The following is an 18,055-nucleotide window of genomic DNA, read 5'->3' on the forward strand; positions in this document are numbered from 1 at the left end:
CATGCCCGCCGCGGCCTCCGTCGGTCGGCTTCCCGCCTTGCCCCTGGTCGGCCAGCATGTCGTGCGCCAGTTCGATCGCCGCGGCGACCTTGAAGAAGCGCAATTCCTGTACGGAGAAATCGCGCGGCGCATGCTCGAGCGCCTGGACTACATCCGCGTGGACCCCGCGGCGCTGCTCGACGCCGGTTGCGGCGCCGGCGCTGCCTTGCCCTTGTTGCGCGAACGCTATCCTGCTGCTCACTACACCGGTGTCGACCTGAGCCCTTCCTTGCTGGACCATGCGCGTCGCAAATACCAGCCCTCGGCGGTGGCCCGCCTGCGGCAAGGCGTCATGGGCCTTGTGGGCCGCGCCGGTTCGGCTGCCCCGGAATTCCTTGAAGCCGACCTGGCCGCCACCGGCCTGCCGCCCGAACAGTTCGACATGGTGTGGTCCAACCTGGCCTTGCACTGGCATGCCGAACCGCATCGTGTGCTCGAAGAATGGCGCCGGGTCCTGAAGGTTGGCGGACTGGTCATGTTCAGCTGCCTGGGTCCCAATACCTTCAAACAATTGCGCGATGCCGTCGCCCAGGCGGGGCTGGACACAGCCACGCCGCCATTCGTCGACATGCATGACTTTGGCGACCTGCTCATCGAAAGCGGCTTTGCCGATCCCGTCATGGACCAGGAAATCCTGACCCTGACCTATAACGATCCGGCGTCGCTGCTGCTGGACGTACGCCGCCTGGGGGCAATCCGGCGGCCGGACGGCGCCGCGGACTGGCGGGGCGCGCCTGGCGCGATCGCCTGGCCGCCGCCCTCGATGCACAGCGCGCACCCGACGGCCGTATCCACCTGACGCTGGAAGTGGCGTATGGTCATGCCTGGCGAGCGGGGTCGCACAAATTGGCTACAGGGGAAACCCGACTATCCGTGGCGTCGATCGGACGTTCAGTCAAACGATGAGCGATAGGAGGCATGCAGCGCATTTGCTGCGGCTTCGCCCGTACCCGTATAATCCGGCGGTTCTAAGCACTAACCTGCTAAGACACCGCATATAACAATTAATTTAGTGGTTGGCCGGGGGAGCGCTGCGAGGAGATACGCAGCCGGGGCTCGACTGCCTGAAAGTAAACGATGTTCTTCGAGGTCGGACATGAAGAAGTGGTTGAGTGGGTGGGTAGGAGCCTTGTTCGCAAACATGCTGGCCAGCAGCGCAGCGCTGGCGGTCAACGACAGCGTAGGCGGCCCGAAGGTCAATCAACTCAACCTGCATGAGCCGGTCACGAGCATTGCCTCGCAGATCCAGTGGCTGCACTGGATGATGCTGGCGATCTGTCTGGTGATCTTCATCGCGGTGTTCGCCGTGATGTTCTATTCGATCTGGGCGCACCGGAAATCGCGCGGCGCCAAGCCCGCCACGTTCCATGAAAGCATCGGCGTCGAGATCGCCTGGACGATCATTCCGTTCGTCATCGTAATCGGCATGGCGCTTCCGGCGACCAAGACCGTCGTCGCGATGAAGGACACCACCAACGCCGACCTGACCGTCAAGGCCACCGGCTACCAGTGGAAATGGGGCTACGACTACCTGACCGGCGAAGGCGAGGGCATCGGTTTCCTGTCCAACCTGGCCACGCCGGCCGAGCAGCGCGACGGCACCGCGCCCAAGGGCGACAACTACCTGATGGAAGTGGACAACCCGCTGGTGGTGCCGGTCGACAAGAAAATCCGTGTCGTCACGACCGCCAACGACGTGATCCACGCCTGGATGGTGCCTTCCTTTGGCGTCAAGCAGGACGCGATCCCGGGTTTCGTGCGCGACACGTGGTTCCGCGCCGAAAAGATCGGCGAATTCCGCGGTCAGTGCGCCGAACTCTGTGGCAAGGACCACGCCTTCATGCCCATCGTGGTGAAGGTCGTGTCCGCCGAAGATTACACAAAGTGGGTCGATGAAAAGAAGAAGGCGATGGCTGCTCTCGCCGACGACCCCAACAAGGTCTGGACCGCCGACGAGCTCAAGACGCGCGGCCAGACGGTCTTTGCCTCGAATTGCGTGGCCTGTCATCAGGCGACCGGGAAGGGCGTGCCTGGCACGTTCCCGGCGCTGGATGGCGATGCCGCCGTTCTCGGACCCAAGGCCCGGCAGATCGAGACACTGCTGAAAGGACGTCCAGGAACGGCAATGGCATCGTTTGCCCATCTGTCCGACACTGAACTTGCTGCCGTCATCACCTATACCCGCAATGCCTGGAGCAATGCGGGCAAAGGGACCGATCCGGTCGTGCAACCCGCCGATTTGAAAGCCGCCCGCTGATCGCTCCGGCCGGCCGCCAAGGCCGCATAGCCAGGGATGTCAGGTTTCGTATTCGAATGGATGTCCATCGTCACGCACGATGACAGCAGTACAGAGCAGCAAGGAGCCATCATGAGCAGCACCGCGATCGACCACGCCCACGGGCATGATCATGCGCACGACGACCACGCCCACGCACGTCCGACCGGGTGGCGCCGCTGGTTGTTCGCAACCAATCACAAAGACATCGGGACGATGTACCTGATCTTCTCGTTCACGATGCTGATGATGGGCGGCCTGCTGGCCCTGTTGTTGCGCACCGAACTGTTCGAGCCCGGCATCCAGTTCTTCCAGCCCGAACTGTTCAACCAGTTCACCACCATGCACGGCATCATCATGGTGTTCGGCGCGATCATGCCCGCCTTCGTGGGCTTCGCGAACTGGATGATCCCGCTGCAGATCGGCGCATCCGACATGGCGTTCGCCCGGATGAACAACTTCAGTTTCTGGCTGCTGCCCGTCGTGGGCATCCTGCTGAGCGCGTCGTTCTTCGTGCCTGGCGGCGCCACCGCGGCCGGCTGGACCCTGTACGCACCGCTGTCGGTACAGATGGGCCCCGGCATGGACATGGCCATCTTTGCCCTGCACATCGCGGGCGCATCGTCCATCATGGGCGCCATCAACATCGTCGTCACGATCCTGAACATGCGCGCCCCTGGCATGACCCTGATGAAGATGCCGCTGTTCTGCTGGACCTGGCTGATCACGGCCTACCTGCTGATCGCCGTCATGCCCGTGCTGGCCGGCGCCATCACCATGGTCCTGACCGACCGTCACTTCGGCACGTCGTTCTTCAACGCGGCCGGCGGCGGCGACCCGGTCATGTACCAGCACATCTTCTGGTTCTTCGGGCACCCCGAGGTGTACATCATGATCTTGCCGGCCTTCGGCATCGTCTCGGCCATCGTGCCGGTGTTCGCCCGCAAGCGCCTGTTCGGCTACGCGTCGATGGTGTATGCAACGTCTTCCATCGCCATCCTGTCCTTCATCGTGTGGGCGCACCATATGTTCACGACCGGCATGCCGGTCACCGGTCAGCTCTTCTTCATGTATGCGACGATGCTGATCGCCGTGCCGACCGGCGTGAAGATCTTCAACTGGCTGGCCACGATGTGGCGCGGTTCCATGACGTTCGAAACACCGATGCTGTTCGCGGTCGGCTTCATCTTCGTGTTCTCGATGGGCGGATTCACGGGCCTGATCCTGGCCGTGGCGCCGATCGACATCCAGGTGCAGGACACCTATTACGTGGTCGCCCACTTCCACTACGTGCTGGTGGCCGGCTCGCTGTTCTCGCTGTTCGGCGGCACCTATTACTGGCTGCCGAAGTGGACGGGTGTCATGTATGACGAGAAGCTCGGCAAGCTGCACTTCTGGTCGTCCCTGATCTCGTTCAACATCACCTTCTTCCCGATGCACTTCCTGGGCCTGGCCGGCATGCCCCGTCGTTACGCCGACTACGCCGCGCAGTTCACCGACTTCCATCAGATCGCCACCATCGGCGCCTTCTGGTTCGGCCTGTCGCAGCTGCTGTTCCTCTACATCGTGCTGAAGGCGTTTGCCGGCAAGGGCGAACCGGCGCCCGCGAACCCGTGGGGCGCCGAAGACGGCGGCCTGGAGTGGTCGGTGCCGTCGCCCGCGCCGTTCCACACCTTCGAGACGCCTCCGCTGATCAAGTAATGACGCCGGAACAACGCCGCAACAACCGGCGACTGGGCATGCTGCTTGCCGCGGTCGCCATCGGATTCTTCCTGATGGTCATCCTCAGGAAGGTCTATTACGGCTAAAGGCACGCCATGACGACACCGCAAGAAAAAACGCCAGGCCCCGCAGGCGACAACCGTCGCATGCTGGGCAAGCTTGCGGTCATCATCGTGCTCATGTTTGGCTTTGGGTATGCGCTGGTGCCGATGTACAAGGCCATCTGCGAGGTCACGGGCATCAATTTCCTGACCCGGATCGACGATGACGCGGTCGAGTTCGCCAAGAACACCCAGGTGGACACATCGCGCACCATCCGGATCGTGTTCGACGCCAACATCCATGGACCGTGGCGATTCCGGCCGGTGCAGACGTCAATGGACGTGAATCCGGGCGAGCTGGCCACGATCACGTACGAGATCGCGAACCAGCAGGACCGCGAGATGGCCGGGCAGGCGATCCCGAGCTACGCGCCTATGGCGGCAGGACAGTATTTCAAGAAGATCGAGTGCTTCTGCTTCACGCAGCAGGACTTGAAGGCGCGCGAAACGCGTCAGTTCCCGGTGGTCTTCGTGGTCGACCCGAAGCTGCCGAAAGAGGTGACCACCATCACCCTGTCGTACACGTTCTTTGAAGTGGCCGGTCGCACGGCCGCCAGCAAGGACGACACGGCAGGCGCGGGGGCGGGGGCGTATGACCGAGCCGCGCGTGGATGCCCGCGCGACGGCGCGCAAGCTCAATTTCTTCCAGACGGTTCAGGCCGTGCTGTGGTCCTTCATCGGACTGCGCCGCGGCAAGGACTACCAGCAGGACATGGCCAACCTGAATCCCGTTCATCTGGTGATCGCGGGCGTTTTGATGGCGGCCTTGCTGGTGCTGGTGCTGGTTGGAATCGTGCAGGCGGTGGTAGCGTAGCGGCATAACAAGAACGAATTACATAGACATCGCGAAGGAGAGTTGTGATGAGTGCAGGTCACTCGGTTGAAGGCGCGGAGGCGCCGTACTACTTCGTCCCGGCCCCGTCCGTTCATCCGGCCACGGGAAGCCTGGCGCTGCTGTTCTTCGGCGGCGGCATGGTCATGTGGGTCAACGACATTGCGATGGGGCCCTGGGTGGTCCTGGCCGGGGTGCTCGGTTTCCTGTTCGTGCTCTACCAGTGGTTTGGCGACGCGATCGCCGAGTCCGAAGGCGGGATGTACAGCCGGCGCGTCGACGTCTCCTACCGCTGGAGCATGAGCTGGTTCATTTTTTCCGAAGTCATGTTCTTCGCGGCGTTCTTTGGCGCGCTGTTCTATACCCGCGTGTTCACCACTCCCTGGCTGGGCAACTTCGACCACCGCCAGGTGCTGTGGCCGGCGTTCTCGGCGGTCTGGCCCAACCAGGGTCCGGCGGGCGTGGTCGAGACATTCGCCACGGTGGGCCCCTTCTGGCTGCCCACGATCAACACGGCGCTGCTGCTGACGTCGGGCATCACACTGACGATTTCCCACCATGCCCTGCGCGAAAACCTTCGCAGCAAGTGCATCACGTGGCTGGCGGTCACCGTCCTGCTGGGCCTGACCTTCGTCGGTGTCCAGGCCTACGAGTACTACCACCTGTATACCGAACTGAACCTGCGCCTGACCTCGGGCGCGTACGGCTCGACCTTCTACCTGCTGACAGGCTTTCACGGATTCCACGTGTGCCTGGGCGCGTTGATGCTGGCGGTGGTATTGCGGCGGCTGATCAAGGGCCATTTCACGGCGGACCAGCATTTCGGCTTCGAAGGCGCCGCGTGGTACTGGCACTTCGTGGACGTGGTGTGGCTGGGCCTGTACCTGTTCGTGTACTGGTTCTAAGGTCGTTGCACCGGCCGGCGGGGCCATGAATCGACAAGGCGGATGGCAGCGGCACGGACCGCGGCCATCCGCCTTGTCTTTTCGGGACCTGGCCAGGTACCCCGGCTGCGCTAGCGCAGCCCGGTGCTCTGGATCCACCCCATCCAGTGCGCGAACAGCACGAACAGAAACAGCATGACCGACAGACCGATCCGGGCGGTCAGTGCGTTGACGGTCCGGTTGGTCTTGCCCTTGTCCCGCATCAAGAAGAACAGGGCGGAAGCCAGGCTGTACAGAATGCCGATAAAGGCAATGGCAACGATGATGCGCATCAAACTCCTCCCGCAAGCGTTGATTATCGCAGTGCCCCGGGCTGGATGGGGCCTTGAATGATGCAAACGCGCAAGACGCCTTCCTCCCACGCCGCGGGGCGTGATGGCCCGGCCGCTCCGGCCCCTGTTCGCTCCGGCGCGACCGGTCCCGAACAGACGCCGGGCTTCGGCAGGGCGCGTCCCAGCCGAAGCCGTGTCGTGGTCGCGCTCGTGCTGCTGGCGATGACGGTACTGATGTGTGTGTCGCTGGGGCGTTGGCAGGTGGCGCGCGGCAAGGAAAAGGCGGCGCTGCTCGACCAGGTGGAAGCCGGCAAGCGCCAGGCGCCGCTGCGGATCGTGGCGTCCACGCCCCCGTCGGACCTGACCGCCTGGCGGCCGGCGTCAGCAAGAGGCCAGTGGCTGCCGGGTCTGACCGTGCTGCTGGACAACCGGACCGCTGGCGGCCGGCCAGGATTCTGGGTGGTGACGCCGCTACGCTTGGACAATTCGTCCGAGGCGCTGAAAACGCCCGGCGGCTACACTGATGCCGGCTCGGTCGTCCTGGTGCTGAGAGGGTGGTTGCCCCGGCAGTTTCCTGACCAGCCGCTTGGCGCGGTGCCCGCGCCCGCTGGCCAGGTCGACGTTTCCGGTACGGTGCTCTCCCATATTCCCCGCTTGCTCGAATTGTCGAGTCTGGGCGCGGGCAAGGCGGCCGTGCTGCCGGACCGGCTGCCCGCCGATCGGCAACCGGCCGACGGGCCGCTGCCCCGGGTGCAGAACCTGGATGTCGCCGCCTTCGCGCGCGCCAGCGGCTTGACCGTGCTGCCCGCGGTACTGCAGTCGTCGTCGCCCGACGGCAACCTGGTGCAGGATTGGCCCGCGCCACCGGCCAATACCGACATGCATCGCGGTTATGCGCTGCAGTGGTTTTCTTTCGCGGCCATTGCCGCCATTGCTTTTGGAGTGCTTCTTGTCCGACACCTCCGTTTCTCGCGCCGCTGACCCGCGCGGCCGCACCGCGCCGCCAGCAAAGCGATCGAACTTCACCCTGTTCATGGTGTTGCTGGTGTGTGCCGCCCCGGTGCTGTTCGCGGCCGCCGCGTACTTCCTGAACTGGCGGCCCGCCGGGACGACCAACTACGGCCAGCTGGTCACGCCGCAGCGCCCCGTTCCCGACCCCGCCGTCATGCCGCTGACCAACCTGGACGGGACGCCCTTCGACTTGCGCAGCCTGTACGGCAAATGGGTGCTGATCAGCAGCAATTCCGGCGCGTGCGACGAGGCCTGCGCCAAGAATCTGTTCATCATTCGTCAGACGCACGCCAGCACGGGCAAGGAAATCGGCCGCATCGAGCGGGTCTGGCTCATCAATGACAAGGAGCCGGTCCCGACGATCGTGATCCGCGCCTATGAAGGCATGCGCTTCGTGCGCGGCGACGCGCGGCAGATTGCCGACTTCCTGGCGCTGCCCGAAGGCGTCGCCAACACGCCCGAGGCGCTGCGCAAGCACATCTGGCTGGTGGACCCCCGGGGCAACCTGATGATGCGTTTCCCTGAAAATCCGGATCCGGCCGAACTGCGCAACGACATTGGCGAGCTGCTCAAAGCATCGCGGATCGGCTGACGGGTCGCCGGGCATCCGTTCACCCCGCCAACGCATGACACATGTAGATCGGATCTTTGGGTCCCAGGTTTCAAGGCAAGCATGACGTCCGTTCCTCCTTCCAGCGCTTCGGTGCCCACGGCTTTTGCCCGGATCCGCTCGCGGTACGCCAGACTCGTGGCCATCACGATGTTCCTGACGTTCGACCTGATCATGTTCGGCGCCTTCGTGCGGCTGTCCGACTCCGGCCTGGGCTGCCCGGACTGGCCCGGCTGTTACGGCAACGTGACGCCGATCGGCGCGCGGGCGGATATCCATGCCGCCGTGCAGGCGATGCCCGACGGCCCGGTCACCGTGCCCAAAGCCTGGATCGAAATGATTCACCGGTACGTCGGCACGTTGCTGGGCATTCTGATCATCGCGATCGTGTTCATAGCCTGGCGCCATCGCAAGACACTGGCGCAATCGCCCTGGCTGGCGACCATCATCCTGCCCGCGGTCTGTCTGCAAGGGGCGTTCGGTGCGTGGACGGTCACGCATCAACTGATGCCCGTGGTAGTGACTGCCCACTTGCTGGGCGGCATGATTCTGCTGTCCCTGCTGACCTGGCTCTCGGCCAATCAGCAGGCGCACATTCCCATCCCGGCCGACGCCAGGCGATGGCGGACGGCGGCCATCGTCGGCCTGGTGCTGCTGTTCACCCAGCTGGCGCTTGGCGGGTGGGTCAGTACCAACTATGCAGCCTTGGCCTGCCTGGAATTTCCGACCTGCCACGGGGAGTGGATTCCGCCCATGGATTTCAAGAGCGGATACTCCATCATTCGTGCGCTGGGCGAACTGCCAAGTGGCGAGATCATTTCGCAGGATGCCCTGACGGCCATCCATTGGACGCATCGGAACTTCGCCTTTGTGGTGTTGATCTATCTGGGGTGGCTCGCCTTCAAGTTGAAGCGGATTCCGGGCACGCGGGGGCCGGCCCGCCTGCTGAACATCATGCTGCTGGTCCAGCTGCTGACCGGCCTGACCAGCATCTTCCTGCAATGGCCTATCGTGATCGCCGTCCTGCATAACGGCGGCGCTGCGGTGTTGACCATCCTCTGCATCACCCTGATCGTGCGCCTGTCCCATGCCGGACGGCCCAGCCCGCCGCCGGTGGGCGCTGCCGCCCGCACGAACGCTTGAGTTAACCTTCAGCCATGGAAAGCCTTACCGCGTCGCGCGCCAACCTGCGCATCCGTCAATACCTGGTCCTGACCAAGCCCCGGGTCACTCAGCTCGCCGTGTTCTGCGCGGTCATCGGAATGTTCCTGGCGTCCCCCACGTTGCCGCCCTGGCAGACCGTGCTGTCGGCCACGGTCGGGATCTGGTTGTTGGCGGCGGCCGCCTTTGCAGTCAATTGCCTGATCGAAGAGCAGGTTGACGCCAAGATGACGCGCACCGCCCACCGCGCGTCGGCCCGAGGCGAAATCAGCGCCCCGCACATCCTGCTGGTATCCGGCATCGTCGGAGGCGCCGGCATGTTCGTACTGTACCGATGGGTCAATCCGCTCACGATGTGGCTGACTTTCGCCACGTTCGTCGGTTACGCGATCATCTATACCGTCATCCTCAAACCGCGCACGCCGCAGAACATCGTGATCGGCGGCCTGTCAGGCGCCATGCCGCCGGCGCTGGGCTGGGCGGCCGTGGCCAACAGCGTGCCTGCCGAAGCCTGGCTGCTGGTGCTGATCATTTTTGTATGGACCCCGCCGCACTTCTGGGCGCTGGCGCTGTATCGCACCCGCGACTACGAAAACTCCGGCTTGCCGATGCTGCCGATCACGCACGGCGAAGCGCTGACCCGGCTCCACATCCTGCTGTATTCGATCGCACTGCTTGCGACGACGCTGTTGCCCTACGTGATCCGCATGAGCGGCTGGGTCTACCTGGTAAGCGCGCTGGTGCTGGGAGCGATCTTTGTCGGCTATGCGTGGAAGCTGTACCGCCAGTACAGCGACGCGCTGGCGCGCAGCATGTTCAAGTTTTCGATCCTGTACCTGTCGCTGCTGTTCGCGGCGTTGCTGGCCGACCACTGGTTGCTTAGCGCCTGAACATCCCGTTCCTTTCGACCCCTTGCGGCGCCTTGCCGGCGTCCTGCCCATGACACCTTCTTTTCTTTCGAGCCGGCGTTCCGTCTTGCGTGCCGGCGCCGCGCTGACATTGACCGGTCTGATCGCCGGCGCGCTGTCGGGCTGCCAACGCAAAGAACTGGCGTTCAACAGCACGGACGTCACCGGCAGTGATATTGGCGGGGACCTGAGCCTGACCGACCACAATGGGGCCAAGCGCAGCATGGCCGACTTTCGGGGCAAGGCTGTCGTGGTGTTTTTCGGCTTTATCCAGTGCCCCGACGTCTGCCCGACCACCCTGGCGAACTTTGCCGAGGTCATGAAACGGCTTGGACCGGATGCTGACAAGGTGCAGGTCGTGTTCGTGACCGTCGATCCGGAACGCGACACCGCTGCCGTCATGAAGGAGTACGTGACGCAGTTCGATCCGCGCTTTCTGGGGCTGTCGGGGTCGGCGGACGACACGGCCCGGGTCGCCAAGTCATTCAAGGTGTTCTACGCCAAGGTGCCGGGCAAGGAACCGGGTGCCTATAGCATGGACCATTCGGCAGGCATCTACATCTTCGATCCAAAAGGCAACCTGCGCCTGTACGGCCGGCATACGGCCACGCCCGATGCACTGGCCTCCGATATCCGCCAGCTCCTGACCTGAATCTGTTGCAGGCATAAAAAAACGGGGCACCTTTCGGTGCCCCGTTAACATATCCGCCTCGAGTGGGGGGAGGGAGGAGAAATACAGAGGCGGACGTACGCTGGTACCGACAATACAATCCGGAAGAACGGCATGAAGGCGGGGGGCCTCACGACGTTCGACACAAGGCATTGCGCCTGTTTGTGCCCCAACTGATAGTTAGGCGCCTGCAACGCCCGAAAGTTTCCTGTCTGTCGCTTTTTTCTTCAAAATTCCCTGGTCAGCAGGTAACAGAGTGTGTCGTTACCGCGCCGGTGCCTAAACAGGAGTATGACGACGACACAAAAAAAGCGGCAATCGCCGCTTTTTTCGTTCCGCATTGCTGGGACGTTACGCGTATTCGGCCAATGCACCGCGCATCTTGACCATGGCGCGCGCTTCGATCTGACGAATACGTTCCGCCGACACGCCGAACTCGGACGCAAGTTCCTGCAGGGTCAGACCGCCTTCGTCTTTCAGCCAGCGCGCTTCGATGATGCGGCGCGACCGATCGTCCAGGGCGTCAAGCGCCGAGTGCAGGCCCACGCCATGCAGTTCGTCGCGGCGGCGTCCTTCCAGCACCTGGGTCGGCTCATGCTGCCCTTCGTCCGACAGGTAAGCGATCGGCGCAAAGTCGGTTTCGCCGTCGTCGGTCCCGCGGCCTTCAAGCGCCATGTCCTGGCCCGACAGGCGGACTTCCATGTCGGTCACGTCTTGCGGACGCACGTTCAATGCGGTGGCGATCTCGGTGACCTGATCCGGCGTCAGCGAGCGCGAATCCTTCTTCATGCTGCGCAGGTTGAAGAAGAGCTTGCGCTGTGCCTTCGTGGTCGCAACCTTCACGAGCTTCCAGTTCTTCAGGATGTACTCGTGGATCTCGGCCTTGACCCAATGAATCGCAAACGAGACCAGACGCACGCCACGTTCAGGATCGAAACGCTTCACGGCCTTCATCAGCCCCACATTGCCTTCCTGGATCAGGTCGGCATGCGGCAGGCCATAGCCCAGATACTGGCGAGCGATCGCCACCACCAGACGCAGGTGCGACAGGACCAGTTCACGGGCGGCGCCCAGGTCTTCCGTTTCCTGGTAGCGACGAGCCAGCGAGGTTTCCTGGTCGGCAGTCAACACCGGCAGGCGGTTCACCGCGCCGATATACGCCTCGATCGTACCGAGCGCACCTGGATTGGCGATTGCCATGGCCAGCGCTCCGGGGCCAAAACCGGCAGGGACGACGGGGGACTGCTTCAACGATTTATTCATGGATTCATACCTCCCAATGCATCAAGGTTAGCACTCCAGCAAACCGAGTGCTAATGCGTCTTTTTGATAGCTGCGATAGCCCGAATGTATGGTGCAAGAACCCGTCCTGCTCCCTCTGTGCTGCGCTGCGATTCCGCCAGCCAGACAGCCCATTCCTGCTTGCGCCTTTGCTTGGCATTTGCCTTGATGGCGCGCGGATAACCAACGTACCCGACCTATAAGAATAGACAGCTTTTCTTGCCGGATGTTCTGTAAAAATTCGCAAAAATGCGGCGCTACGGTAATGCCGCGCCATCTGTCCCTTTTTATTGTAACCTGAGCGCATGGCCCGCCTACCCAGACTCTATGCGCCCGGCCTGCCGCACCTCGCGCAGGCCCGTTTCACGTCCTCGCTCGCGCCATCCGAAGGCTCGGTAGCGGCCTTGTTCGACCGTGTTGCGGGCTGGCTCGCCGACGAATCCCGCCTGCATGGCGTCGCCCTACACGGGTGGACCTTGGCGCCCGACCAGCTACTGCTGCTTGCCACGCCTGCGGGCCCGACCGGCCTGGCTGGTCTGTTGCAAGCCATTGGCCGCCGGTTGGCCGCCCACCTGCGTTCCGGACCGGTTTTTCAGGGACGATACCGGTCCACCTTGGTGGAACCCGGGGCGTGGGTGCTGCCGGCGCAGGCCTGGGTCGAGACGCTGCCGCTGCGGCTATCCCTGACGGACGACGCCGAACAATGGCGATGGTCCTCGGCCGCGGCGCACATGGGCGGCGCCAAGCAGCCTTTCCTGCATGACCATGGCGATTACTGGGCCTATGGCAACACGCCGTTCGACCGCCAGGCCAAATACCGCCGCTATGTATTGGCCGGCCTGCCGGCGCGTGAGTCCGATGCCATCCGCCGCGCATTGCAGGGGCAGTGGGCCCTCGGGTCGGACAGCTTTCTGGACATGCTGGGTGGCGGCGCCGCCAGCCGCCGTCCTGTCGCCGCCAAGCGCGGACGGCCGCGTAAGGCGGTCGTGTCGGCGACTGGGGCGGAGGTAGAGACCCTCGCACAAACGGACGATGCATCGAGCGCTCATCAGGCGCTTGGCAAATCGGTCTGAAACGCGCGTCGCTGCTGGACAAAACGCCTCCAGGTGCATGGTGTGTCCCTAATTAAATACAGCGTGCCGCAAGGTTGAAGAAATAAAAGGGACAGTCCCCCAATAATGTCCTTGCGTCCGCTGCTGCGCCGCAGTATCGTCAGGCCATCGGTGTCCGTCAGTGGGTGTCCTCGTCGACCCAACTGGCCGCGACCTGCCCATCCTGTCAGATTTGTCCACGACCTTGCCTTGCCGGGTCGCCTTACCGGAGCGTTTCATGCCCCATTCCCACCAGGATCCCTCCTCGGTGTCCCCGTCGTCGCAAGGCCAGATGGCCGTCATCGACGCCAGCCGCATCGGCTTCAACGGTCACACCCGGGCAGCCGCCGCCGCGCCGGCCATCCATTCCGCGCCTGAAGCGCAAGGCATGTACGATCCGGCCAGCGAACACGACGCCTGTGGTGTCGGCTTTGTCGCGCACATCAAGGGCAAGAAAAGTCATTCCATCATCCAGCAAGGCCTGAAGATCCTTGAAAACCTGGACCACCGGGGTGCGGTCGGCGCCGATCCGCTCATGGGCGACGGCGCGGGCATCCTGATCCAGATTCCCGACGCGTATTACCGCGAAGAACTGGCGCGCCAGGGCGTGAACCTGCCGCAGCCGGGCGAATACGGCGTGGCCATGGTCTTCCTGCCGAAGGAAATCGCTTCCCGCCTGGCCTGTGAACAGGAACTCGAGCGCGCCGTGCGCGCCGAGGGCCAGGTCGTGCTGGGATGGCGTGACGTGCCGATCGACACCGACATGCCCATGTCGCCCACCGTGCGCTCGCATGAACCGGTCATCCGCCAGCTGTTCATCGGCCGCGGCGGCGACGTCATGGTGCCCGACGCGCTGGAACGCAAGCTGTACGTGATCCGCAAGATGGCGTCGCACGCCATCCAGGCCATGCGCCTGAAGCACGGCAAGGAATACTTCGTGCCGTCGATCTCGACCCGTACCGTGGTGTACAAGGGGCTGCTGCTGGCCGACCAGGTCGGCCGCTACTATCGCGACCTGGCCGACGAACGCGCGGTGTCGGCGCTCGCGCTGGTCCACCAGCGGTTTTCCACCAACACCTTTCCGGCCTGGCCGCTGGCGCACCCCTACCGTCTGATCGCCCACAATGGCGAAATCAACACGGTCAAGGGCAACTTCAACTGGCTGCGCGCCCGGGAAGGCGTCATGCAGTCGCCCGTGCTGGGCGACGACCTGAAAAAGCTGTATCCCATCGTTTACGAAGGCCAGTCGGACACCGCCACGTTCGACAACTGCCTTGAACTGCTGGTCATGTCGGGCTACCCGATCGCCCACGCGATCATGATGATGATCCCGGAAGCCTGGGAACAGCACACCGAAATGGACGAGGCCCGCCGCGCGTTCTACGAATTCCATGCCGCCATGATGGAACCGTGGGACGGCCCCGCCGCCATCGCCTTTACCGACGGCCGCCAGATCGGCGCCACGCTGGACCGCAACGGCTTGCGTCCAGCCCGCTATATCGTGACCGACGACGACCTGGTCATCATGGCGTCGGAATCGGGCGTGCTGCCTGTCCCGCAAAGCAAGATCGTCAAGAAGTGGCGTCTGCAGCCCGGCAAGATGTTCCTGATCGACCTGGAACAGGGCCGTATCATCGACGACAAGGAACTGAAAGACCAGCTGTCCAACAGCAAGCCCTACCGCCAGTGGATCGAACGCCTGCGCATCAAGCTGGACACGCTGGCCGAACCCGCGGCCGAAGAAATCGCAGAAAGCCGGTCGTCGGTGCCCATGCTGGATCGTCAGCAGGCCTTCGGCTGGACGCAGGAAGACTACAAGTTCATTTTGCGCCCCATGGCCGAACTGGGCGAAGAAACGACCGGTTCGATGGGCAATGACTCGCCGCTGGCCGTGCTGTCGAATCGCAACAAGAGCCTGTACAACTATTTCCGTCAGCTGTTTGCGCAGGTCACCAACCCGCCGATCGACTCGATCCGCGAAAATCTGGTGATGTCGCTGGTGTCGTTCATCGGCCCCAAGCCCAACCTGCTCGACATCAACAACGTGAACCCGCCGCTGCGCCTTGAAGTGGCGCAGCCGGTGCTGGACTTTGCCGACATGGCGCAGATTCGGCACATCGAGCGGGTCACCGGCGGCAAGTTCAAGAGCTTCGAGCTGGACATGACCTACCCGGCAGCCTGGGGCAAGGAAGGCATCCAGGCCCGCGTGGCTGCGCTGTGCGCGCAGGCCGTCGATGCGGTCAAGAGCGGCTACAACATCCTGATCGTGTCGGATCGCCTGGTCGACGCCACCCGTGTGCCGATTCCGGCGCTGCTGGCCACGTCGGCCGTGCACCAGCACCTGATCCGCGCCGGCCTGCGCACCAGCACCGGCCTCGTCATCGAGACCGGCTCGGCGCGCGAAGTGCACCACTTCGCGCTGCTGGGCGGCTACGGCGCCGAAGCCGTGCACCCCTATCTGGCCATGGAAGCGCTGCTGGCCGAACACGCCAACAACCCCAAGGTGTCGGGCGAAAAGGCCATCTACAACTTCACCAAGGCGGTGGGCAAGGGTCTGCAGAAGGTCATGGCCAAGATGGGCATCTCGACCTACATGTCGTACACCGGCGCGCAGATCTTCGAAGCCATTGGCCTGAGCAGCTCGCTGGTCGAGCAGTATTTCCCGGGCACGTCCAGCAACATCCAGGGCGTGGGCATTTTTGAAGTGGCCGAAGAATCGATCCGCATCCACCGTGCGGCCTTCGGCAACGATCCGCTGCTGGAAAACGCGCTGGACGAGGGCGGTGAATACGCCTTCCGCGTCAAGGGCGAAGACCACATGTGGACGCCGGACGCGATCGCCAAGCTGCAGCACGCCAGCCGCGGCAACAACTATCGCACGTACAAGGAATACGCCCAGCTCATCAATGATCAGAGCAAGCGTCACATGACGCTGCGCGGTCTGTTCGAATTCAAGTTCGACCCGGCCAAGGCCATCCCGCTTGAAGAAGTGGAACCGGCAAAAGACATCGTGACGCGTTTCGCCACGGGCGCCATGTCGCTCGGCTCGATCTCGACCGAAGCGCATTCGGTGCTGGCCGTGGCCATGAACCGGATCGGCGGCAAGTCGAACACGGGCGAAGGCGGCGAAGATGAAATCCGCTACCGCGCCGAAATGCAGAGCGGCCTGTCGGCGATCAAGGACGGCGACACCCTGGCATCGGTGCTGGGCGCCGACCGGATCGTGGCCGACGTGCCCCTGCTGGCGGGCGATTCCATGCGTTCGAAGATCAAACAGGTCGCGTCGGGCCGGTTCGGTGTGTCCGCCGAATACCTGGCCAGCGCCGACCAGATCCAGATCAAGATGGCGCAGGGCGCCAAGCCTGGCGAAGGCGGTCAACTGCCCGGCCACAAGGTCACCGAATACATCGCCAAGCTGCGCTTTTCGGTGCCGGGCGTGGGCCTGATTTCGCCCCCGCCGCACCATGACATCTACTCGATCGAAGACCTGGCGCAGCTGATTCACGACCTGAAGAACGCCAACCCGCAGGCCTCGATCTCGGTCAAGCTGGTGTCCGAGTTCGGCGTGGGCACGGTGGCCGCGGGCGTGGCCAAGGCCAAATCCGACCACGTCGTGATCGCCGGCCATGATGGCGGCACGGGCGCGTCGCCGATCTCGTCGATCAAGCATGCCGGTACGCCCTGGGAACTCGGCCTGGCCGAAACCCAGCAGACCCTGGTGTTGAACCGCCTGCGCAGCCGCATCCGCGTCCAGGCCGACGGCCAGATGAAGACCGGCCGCGACGTCGTGATCGGCGCGCTCCTGGGCGCCGATGAATTCGGCTTTGCCACGGCGCCGCTGGTGGTGGAAGGCTGCATCATGATGCGCAAGTGCCACCTGAATACCTGCCCGGTGGGCGTGGCCACGCAGGATCCGGTGCTGCGCGCCAAGTTCCAGGGCAAGCCCGAACACGTCGTGAACTTCTTCTTCTTCATCGCCGACGAAGTGCGTGAACTGATGGCGCAGCTGGGGATCCGCAAATTCGACGACCTGGTGGGCCGTGTCGATCTGCTCGACACTCGTGCCGGCATCGAACACTGGAAGGCGCGCGGCCTGGACTTCACCCGTGTGTTCTTCCAGCCCAACGTGCCGGCCGACGTGCCGCGCCGTCAGGTCGAAGAGCAGGATCACGGCCTGGCCAAGGCACTCGATCATCAACTGATCGAACGCAGCCGTCCGGCGCTGGATCGCGGCGAAAAGGTGTCGTTCATCGTGCCGGTGCGCAACGTGAACCGCACGATCGGCGCCATGCTGTCCGGCACGGTGGCCCGCAAGTACGGCTATGACGGTTTGCCCGACGACACCATTCACGTCCAGTGCACGGGCACGGCGGGCCAGAGCTTCGGCGCCTTCCTGGCGCACGGCATCACGCTGGACCTGGTGGGCGAAGCCAACGATTACGCCGGCAAGGGTCTGTCGGGTGGCCGCATCATCGTGCGTTCGCCCAACGACTTCCGCGGTTATGGTCCCGAACACATCATCGCCGGCAACACCGTCATGTACGGCGCGCTGTCGGGTGAAGCGTATTTCAACGGCGTGGCCGGAGAACGTTTCGCGGTCCGCAACTCGGGTGCGGCCACGGTGGTGGAAGGCGTGGGCGACCACGGCTGCGAATACATGACCGGCGGCACGGTCGTGGTGCTGGGCGACACCGGCCGGAACTTCGCGGCGGGCATGTCGGGTGGCGTGGCCTTTGTATGGGATCCGGACGGCACGTTCCGTTCGCGTACCAACCTGGCCATGGTCGACCTCGAACCGGTCATGACCAGCGCGGCGCAGGAAAAGGAAAACGCCCAGCGGCTGCGTCACAGCATGGTGCGCGGCGGCGAGCAGGAAACCGACGAAGCGATCCTGCGTCGCCTGGTCGAAAACCACTTCCGCTATACGGGCAGCTTCCGCGCCCGCGACATGCTGGACAAGTGGGAAGTCTCGCGCAGCAAGTTTGTAAAGGTCATGCCGACCGAATACCGCCGCGCCCTTGGCGAGATGTGGCAGGCACAGAACGGACAGCAACTGGCGGCCTGAGCCTCGCGCACCGCCCACTCAACATCATTGGCCACCCGACGCGCGCAACGCGCCGCGGGTGGTCGCAACGAAT

General features: G+C 63.7%; 14 protein-coding genes and 2 pseudogenes. 14 read left to right on the top strand and 2 right to left on the bottom strand.

Translation table 11 applies throughout. The features are described 5' to 3' along the window. Position 1 precedes the first annotated feature (1 nt). The 7 genes and pseudogenes from ACNANG_RS14975 (at position 2) to ACNANG_RS15005 (ending at position 5,874) form a co-directional block, all read left to right on the top strand. Positions 2-945 (top strand): annotated as a pseudogene (locus ACNANG_RS14975) (methyltransferase domain-containing protein). 190 nt (positions 946-1,135) lie between these two features. Continuing rightward, complete coding sequence (coxB, locus tag ACNANG_RS14980) at positions 1,136-2,296, top strand: cytochrome c oxidase subunit II (protein WP_420223648.1); 1,161 nt, start codon at positions 1,136-1,138, stop codon at positions 2,294-2,296. A gap of 111 nt (positions 2,297-2,407) precedes the next feature. After that, the gene (gene ctaD, locus ACNANG_RS14985; protein ID WP_420223649.1) at positions 2,408-4,015 is read left to right on the top strand and encodes a cytochrome c oxidase subunit I; all 1,608 of its coding nucleotides are present in this window, start codon (positions 2,408-2,410) and stop codon (positions 4,013-4,015) included. Beyond that, positions 4,015-4,122, top strand: coding sequence for a cytochrome oxidase small assembly protein (locus ACNANG_RS14990; RefSeq protein ID WP_420223650.1), 108 nt, complete (start codon positions 4,015-4,017; stop codon positions 4,120-4,122). Before ctaD ends, ACNANG_RS14990 begins: the two co-directional genes overlap by 1 nt. Before the next feature lie 9 nt (positions 4,123-4,131). Continuing rightward, positions 4,132-4,728: pseudogene (locus ACNANG_RS14995) on the top strand (cytochrome c oxidase assembly protein); the annotation flags it as partial. A 1-nt stretch (position 4,729) separates the two neighbouring features. After that, positions 4,730-4,951 carry a DUF2970 domain-containing protein gene (locus tag ACNANG_RS15000; RefSeq protein ID WP_420227550.1) on the top strand — a complete coding sequence of 74 codons (222 nt, stop codon included), beginning with the start codon at positions 4,730-4,732 and terminating at the stop codon, positions 4,949-4,951. 47 nt (positions 4,952-4,998) lie between these two features. Next, positions 4,999-5,874 (top strand): cytochrome c oxidase subunit 3, encoded by an 876-nt coding sequence (locus tag ACNANG_RS15005; protein ID WP_420223651.1) that lies wholly within the window; start codon positions 4,999-5,001, stop codon positions 5,872-5,874. A 110-nt stretch (positions 5,875-5,984) separates the two neighbouring features. Here ACNANG_RS15005 and ACNANG_RS15010 read toward each other — a convergent pair whose 3' ends face one another. Then, positions 5,985-6,185, bottom strand: a complete 201-nt coding sequence (locus tag ACNANG_RS15010) for a twin transmembrane helix small protein (RefSeq protein ID WP_179583819.1) — start codon at positions 6,183-6,185, stop codon at positions 5,985-5,987. 198 nt (positions 6,186-6,383) lie between these two features. Between ACNANG_RS15010 and ACNANG_RS15015 the strand changes: the two genes are divergently transcribed. From ACNANG_RS15015 to ACNANG_RS15035, 5 genes are all read left to right on the top strand, one after another. Then, the gene (locus ACNANG_RS15015; RefSeq protein ID WP_420223652.1) at positions 6,384-7,166 is read left to right on the top strand and encodes an SURF1 family protein; all 783 of its coding nucleotides are present in this window, start codon (positions 6,384-6,386) and stop codon (positions 7,164-7,166) included. Further along, positions 7,135-7,788, top strand: a complete 654-nt coding sequence (locus tag ACNANG_RS15020; protein ID WP_420223653.1) for an SCO family protein — start codon at positions 7,135-7,137, stop codon at positions 7,786-7,788. Before ACNANG_RS15015 ends, ACNANG_RS15020 begins: the two co-directional genes overlap by 32 nt. A gap of 81 nt (positions 7,789-7,869) precedes the next feature. Further along, complete coding sequence (locus ACNANG_RS15025; protein ID WP_420223654.1) at positions 7,870-8,949, top strand: COX15/CtaA family protein; 1,080 nt, start codon at positions 7,870-7,872, stop codon at positions 8,947-8,949. Positions 8,950-8,963: 14 nt separating this feature from the next. Next, positions 8,964-9,857, top strand: a complete 894-nt coding sequence (gene cyoE, locus ACNANG_RS15030; RefSeq protein ID WP_420223655.1) for a heme o synthase — start codon at positions 8,964-8,966, stop codon at positions 9,855-9,857. A gap of 49 nt (positions 9,858-9,906) precedes the next feature. Then, the gene (locus ACNANG_RS15035) at positions 9,907-10,527 is read left to right on the top strand and encodes an SCO family protein (RefSeq protein ID WP_420223656.1); all 621 of its coding nucleotides are present in this window, start codon (positions 9,907-9,909) and stop codon (positions 10,525-10,527) included. A 369-nt stretch (positions 10,528-10,896) separates the two neighbouring features. On the opposite strand, the gene rpoH is transcribed toward ACNANG_RS15035, so the two are convergent. Further along, complete coding sequence (rpoH, locus tag ACNANG_RS15040) at positions 10,897-11,808, bottom strand: RNA polymerase sigma factor RpoH (protein ID WP_179583831.1); 912 nt, start codon at positions 11,806-11,808, stop codon at positions 10,897-10,899. A 323-nt stretch (positions 11,809-12,131) separates the two neighbouring features. Between rpoH and ACNANG_RS15045 the strand changes: the two genes are divergently transcribed. Together ACNANG_RS15045 and ACNANG_RS15050 are read left to right on the top strand one after the other, a co-directional pair. After that, positions 12,132-12,899, top strand: a complete 768-nt coding sequence (locus ACNANG_RS15045; protein WP_420223657.1) for a transposase — start codon at positions 12,132-12,134, stop codon at positions 12,897-12,899. 310 nt (positions 12,900-13,209) lie between these two features. Then, positions 13,210-17,982, top strand: coding sequence for a glutamate synthase-related protein (locus tag ACNANG_RS15050; protein WP_420227551.1), 4,773 nt, complete (start codon positions 13,210-13,212; stop codon positions 17,980-17,982). The last annotated feature ends 73 nt before the right edge of the window (positions 17,983-18,055 follow it).

This window comes from Pigmentiphaga litoralis, from assembly GCF_048632615.1.
Taxonomy (GTDB): domain Bacteria; phylum Pseudomonadota; class Gammaproteobacteria; order Burkholderiales; family Burkholderiaceae_B; genus Pigmentiphaga; species Pigmentiphaga litoralis_B.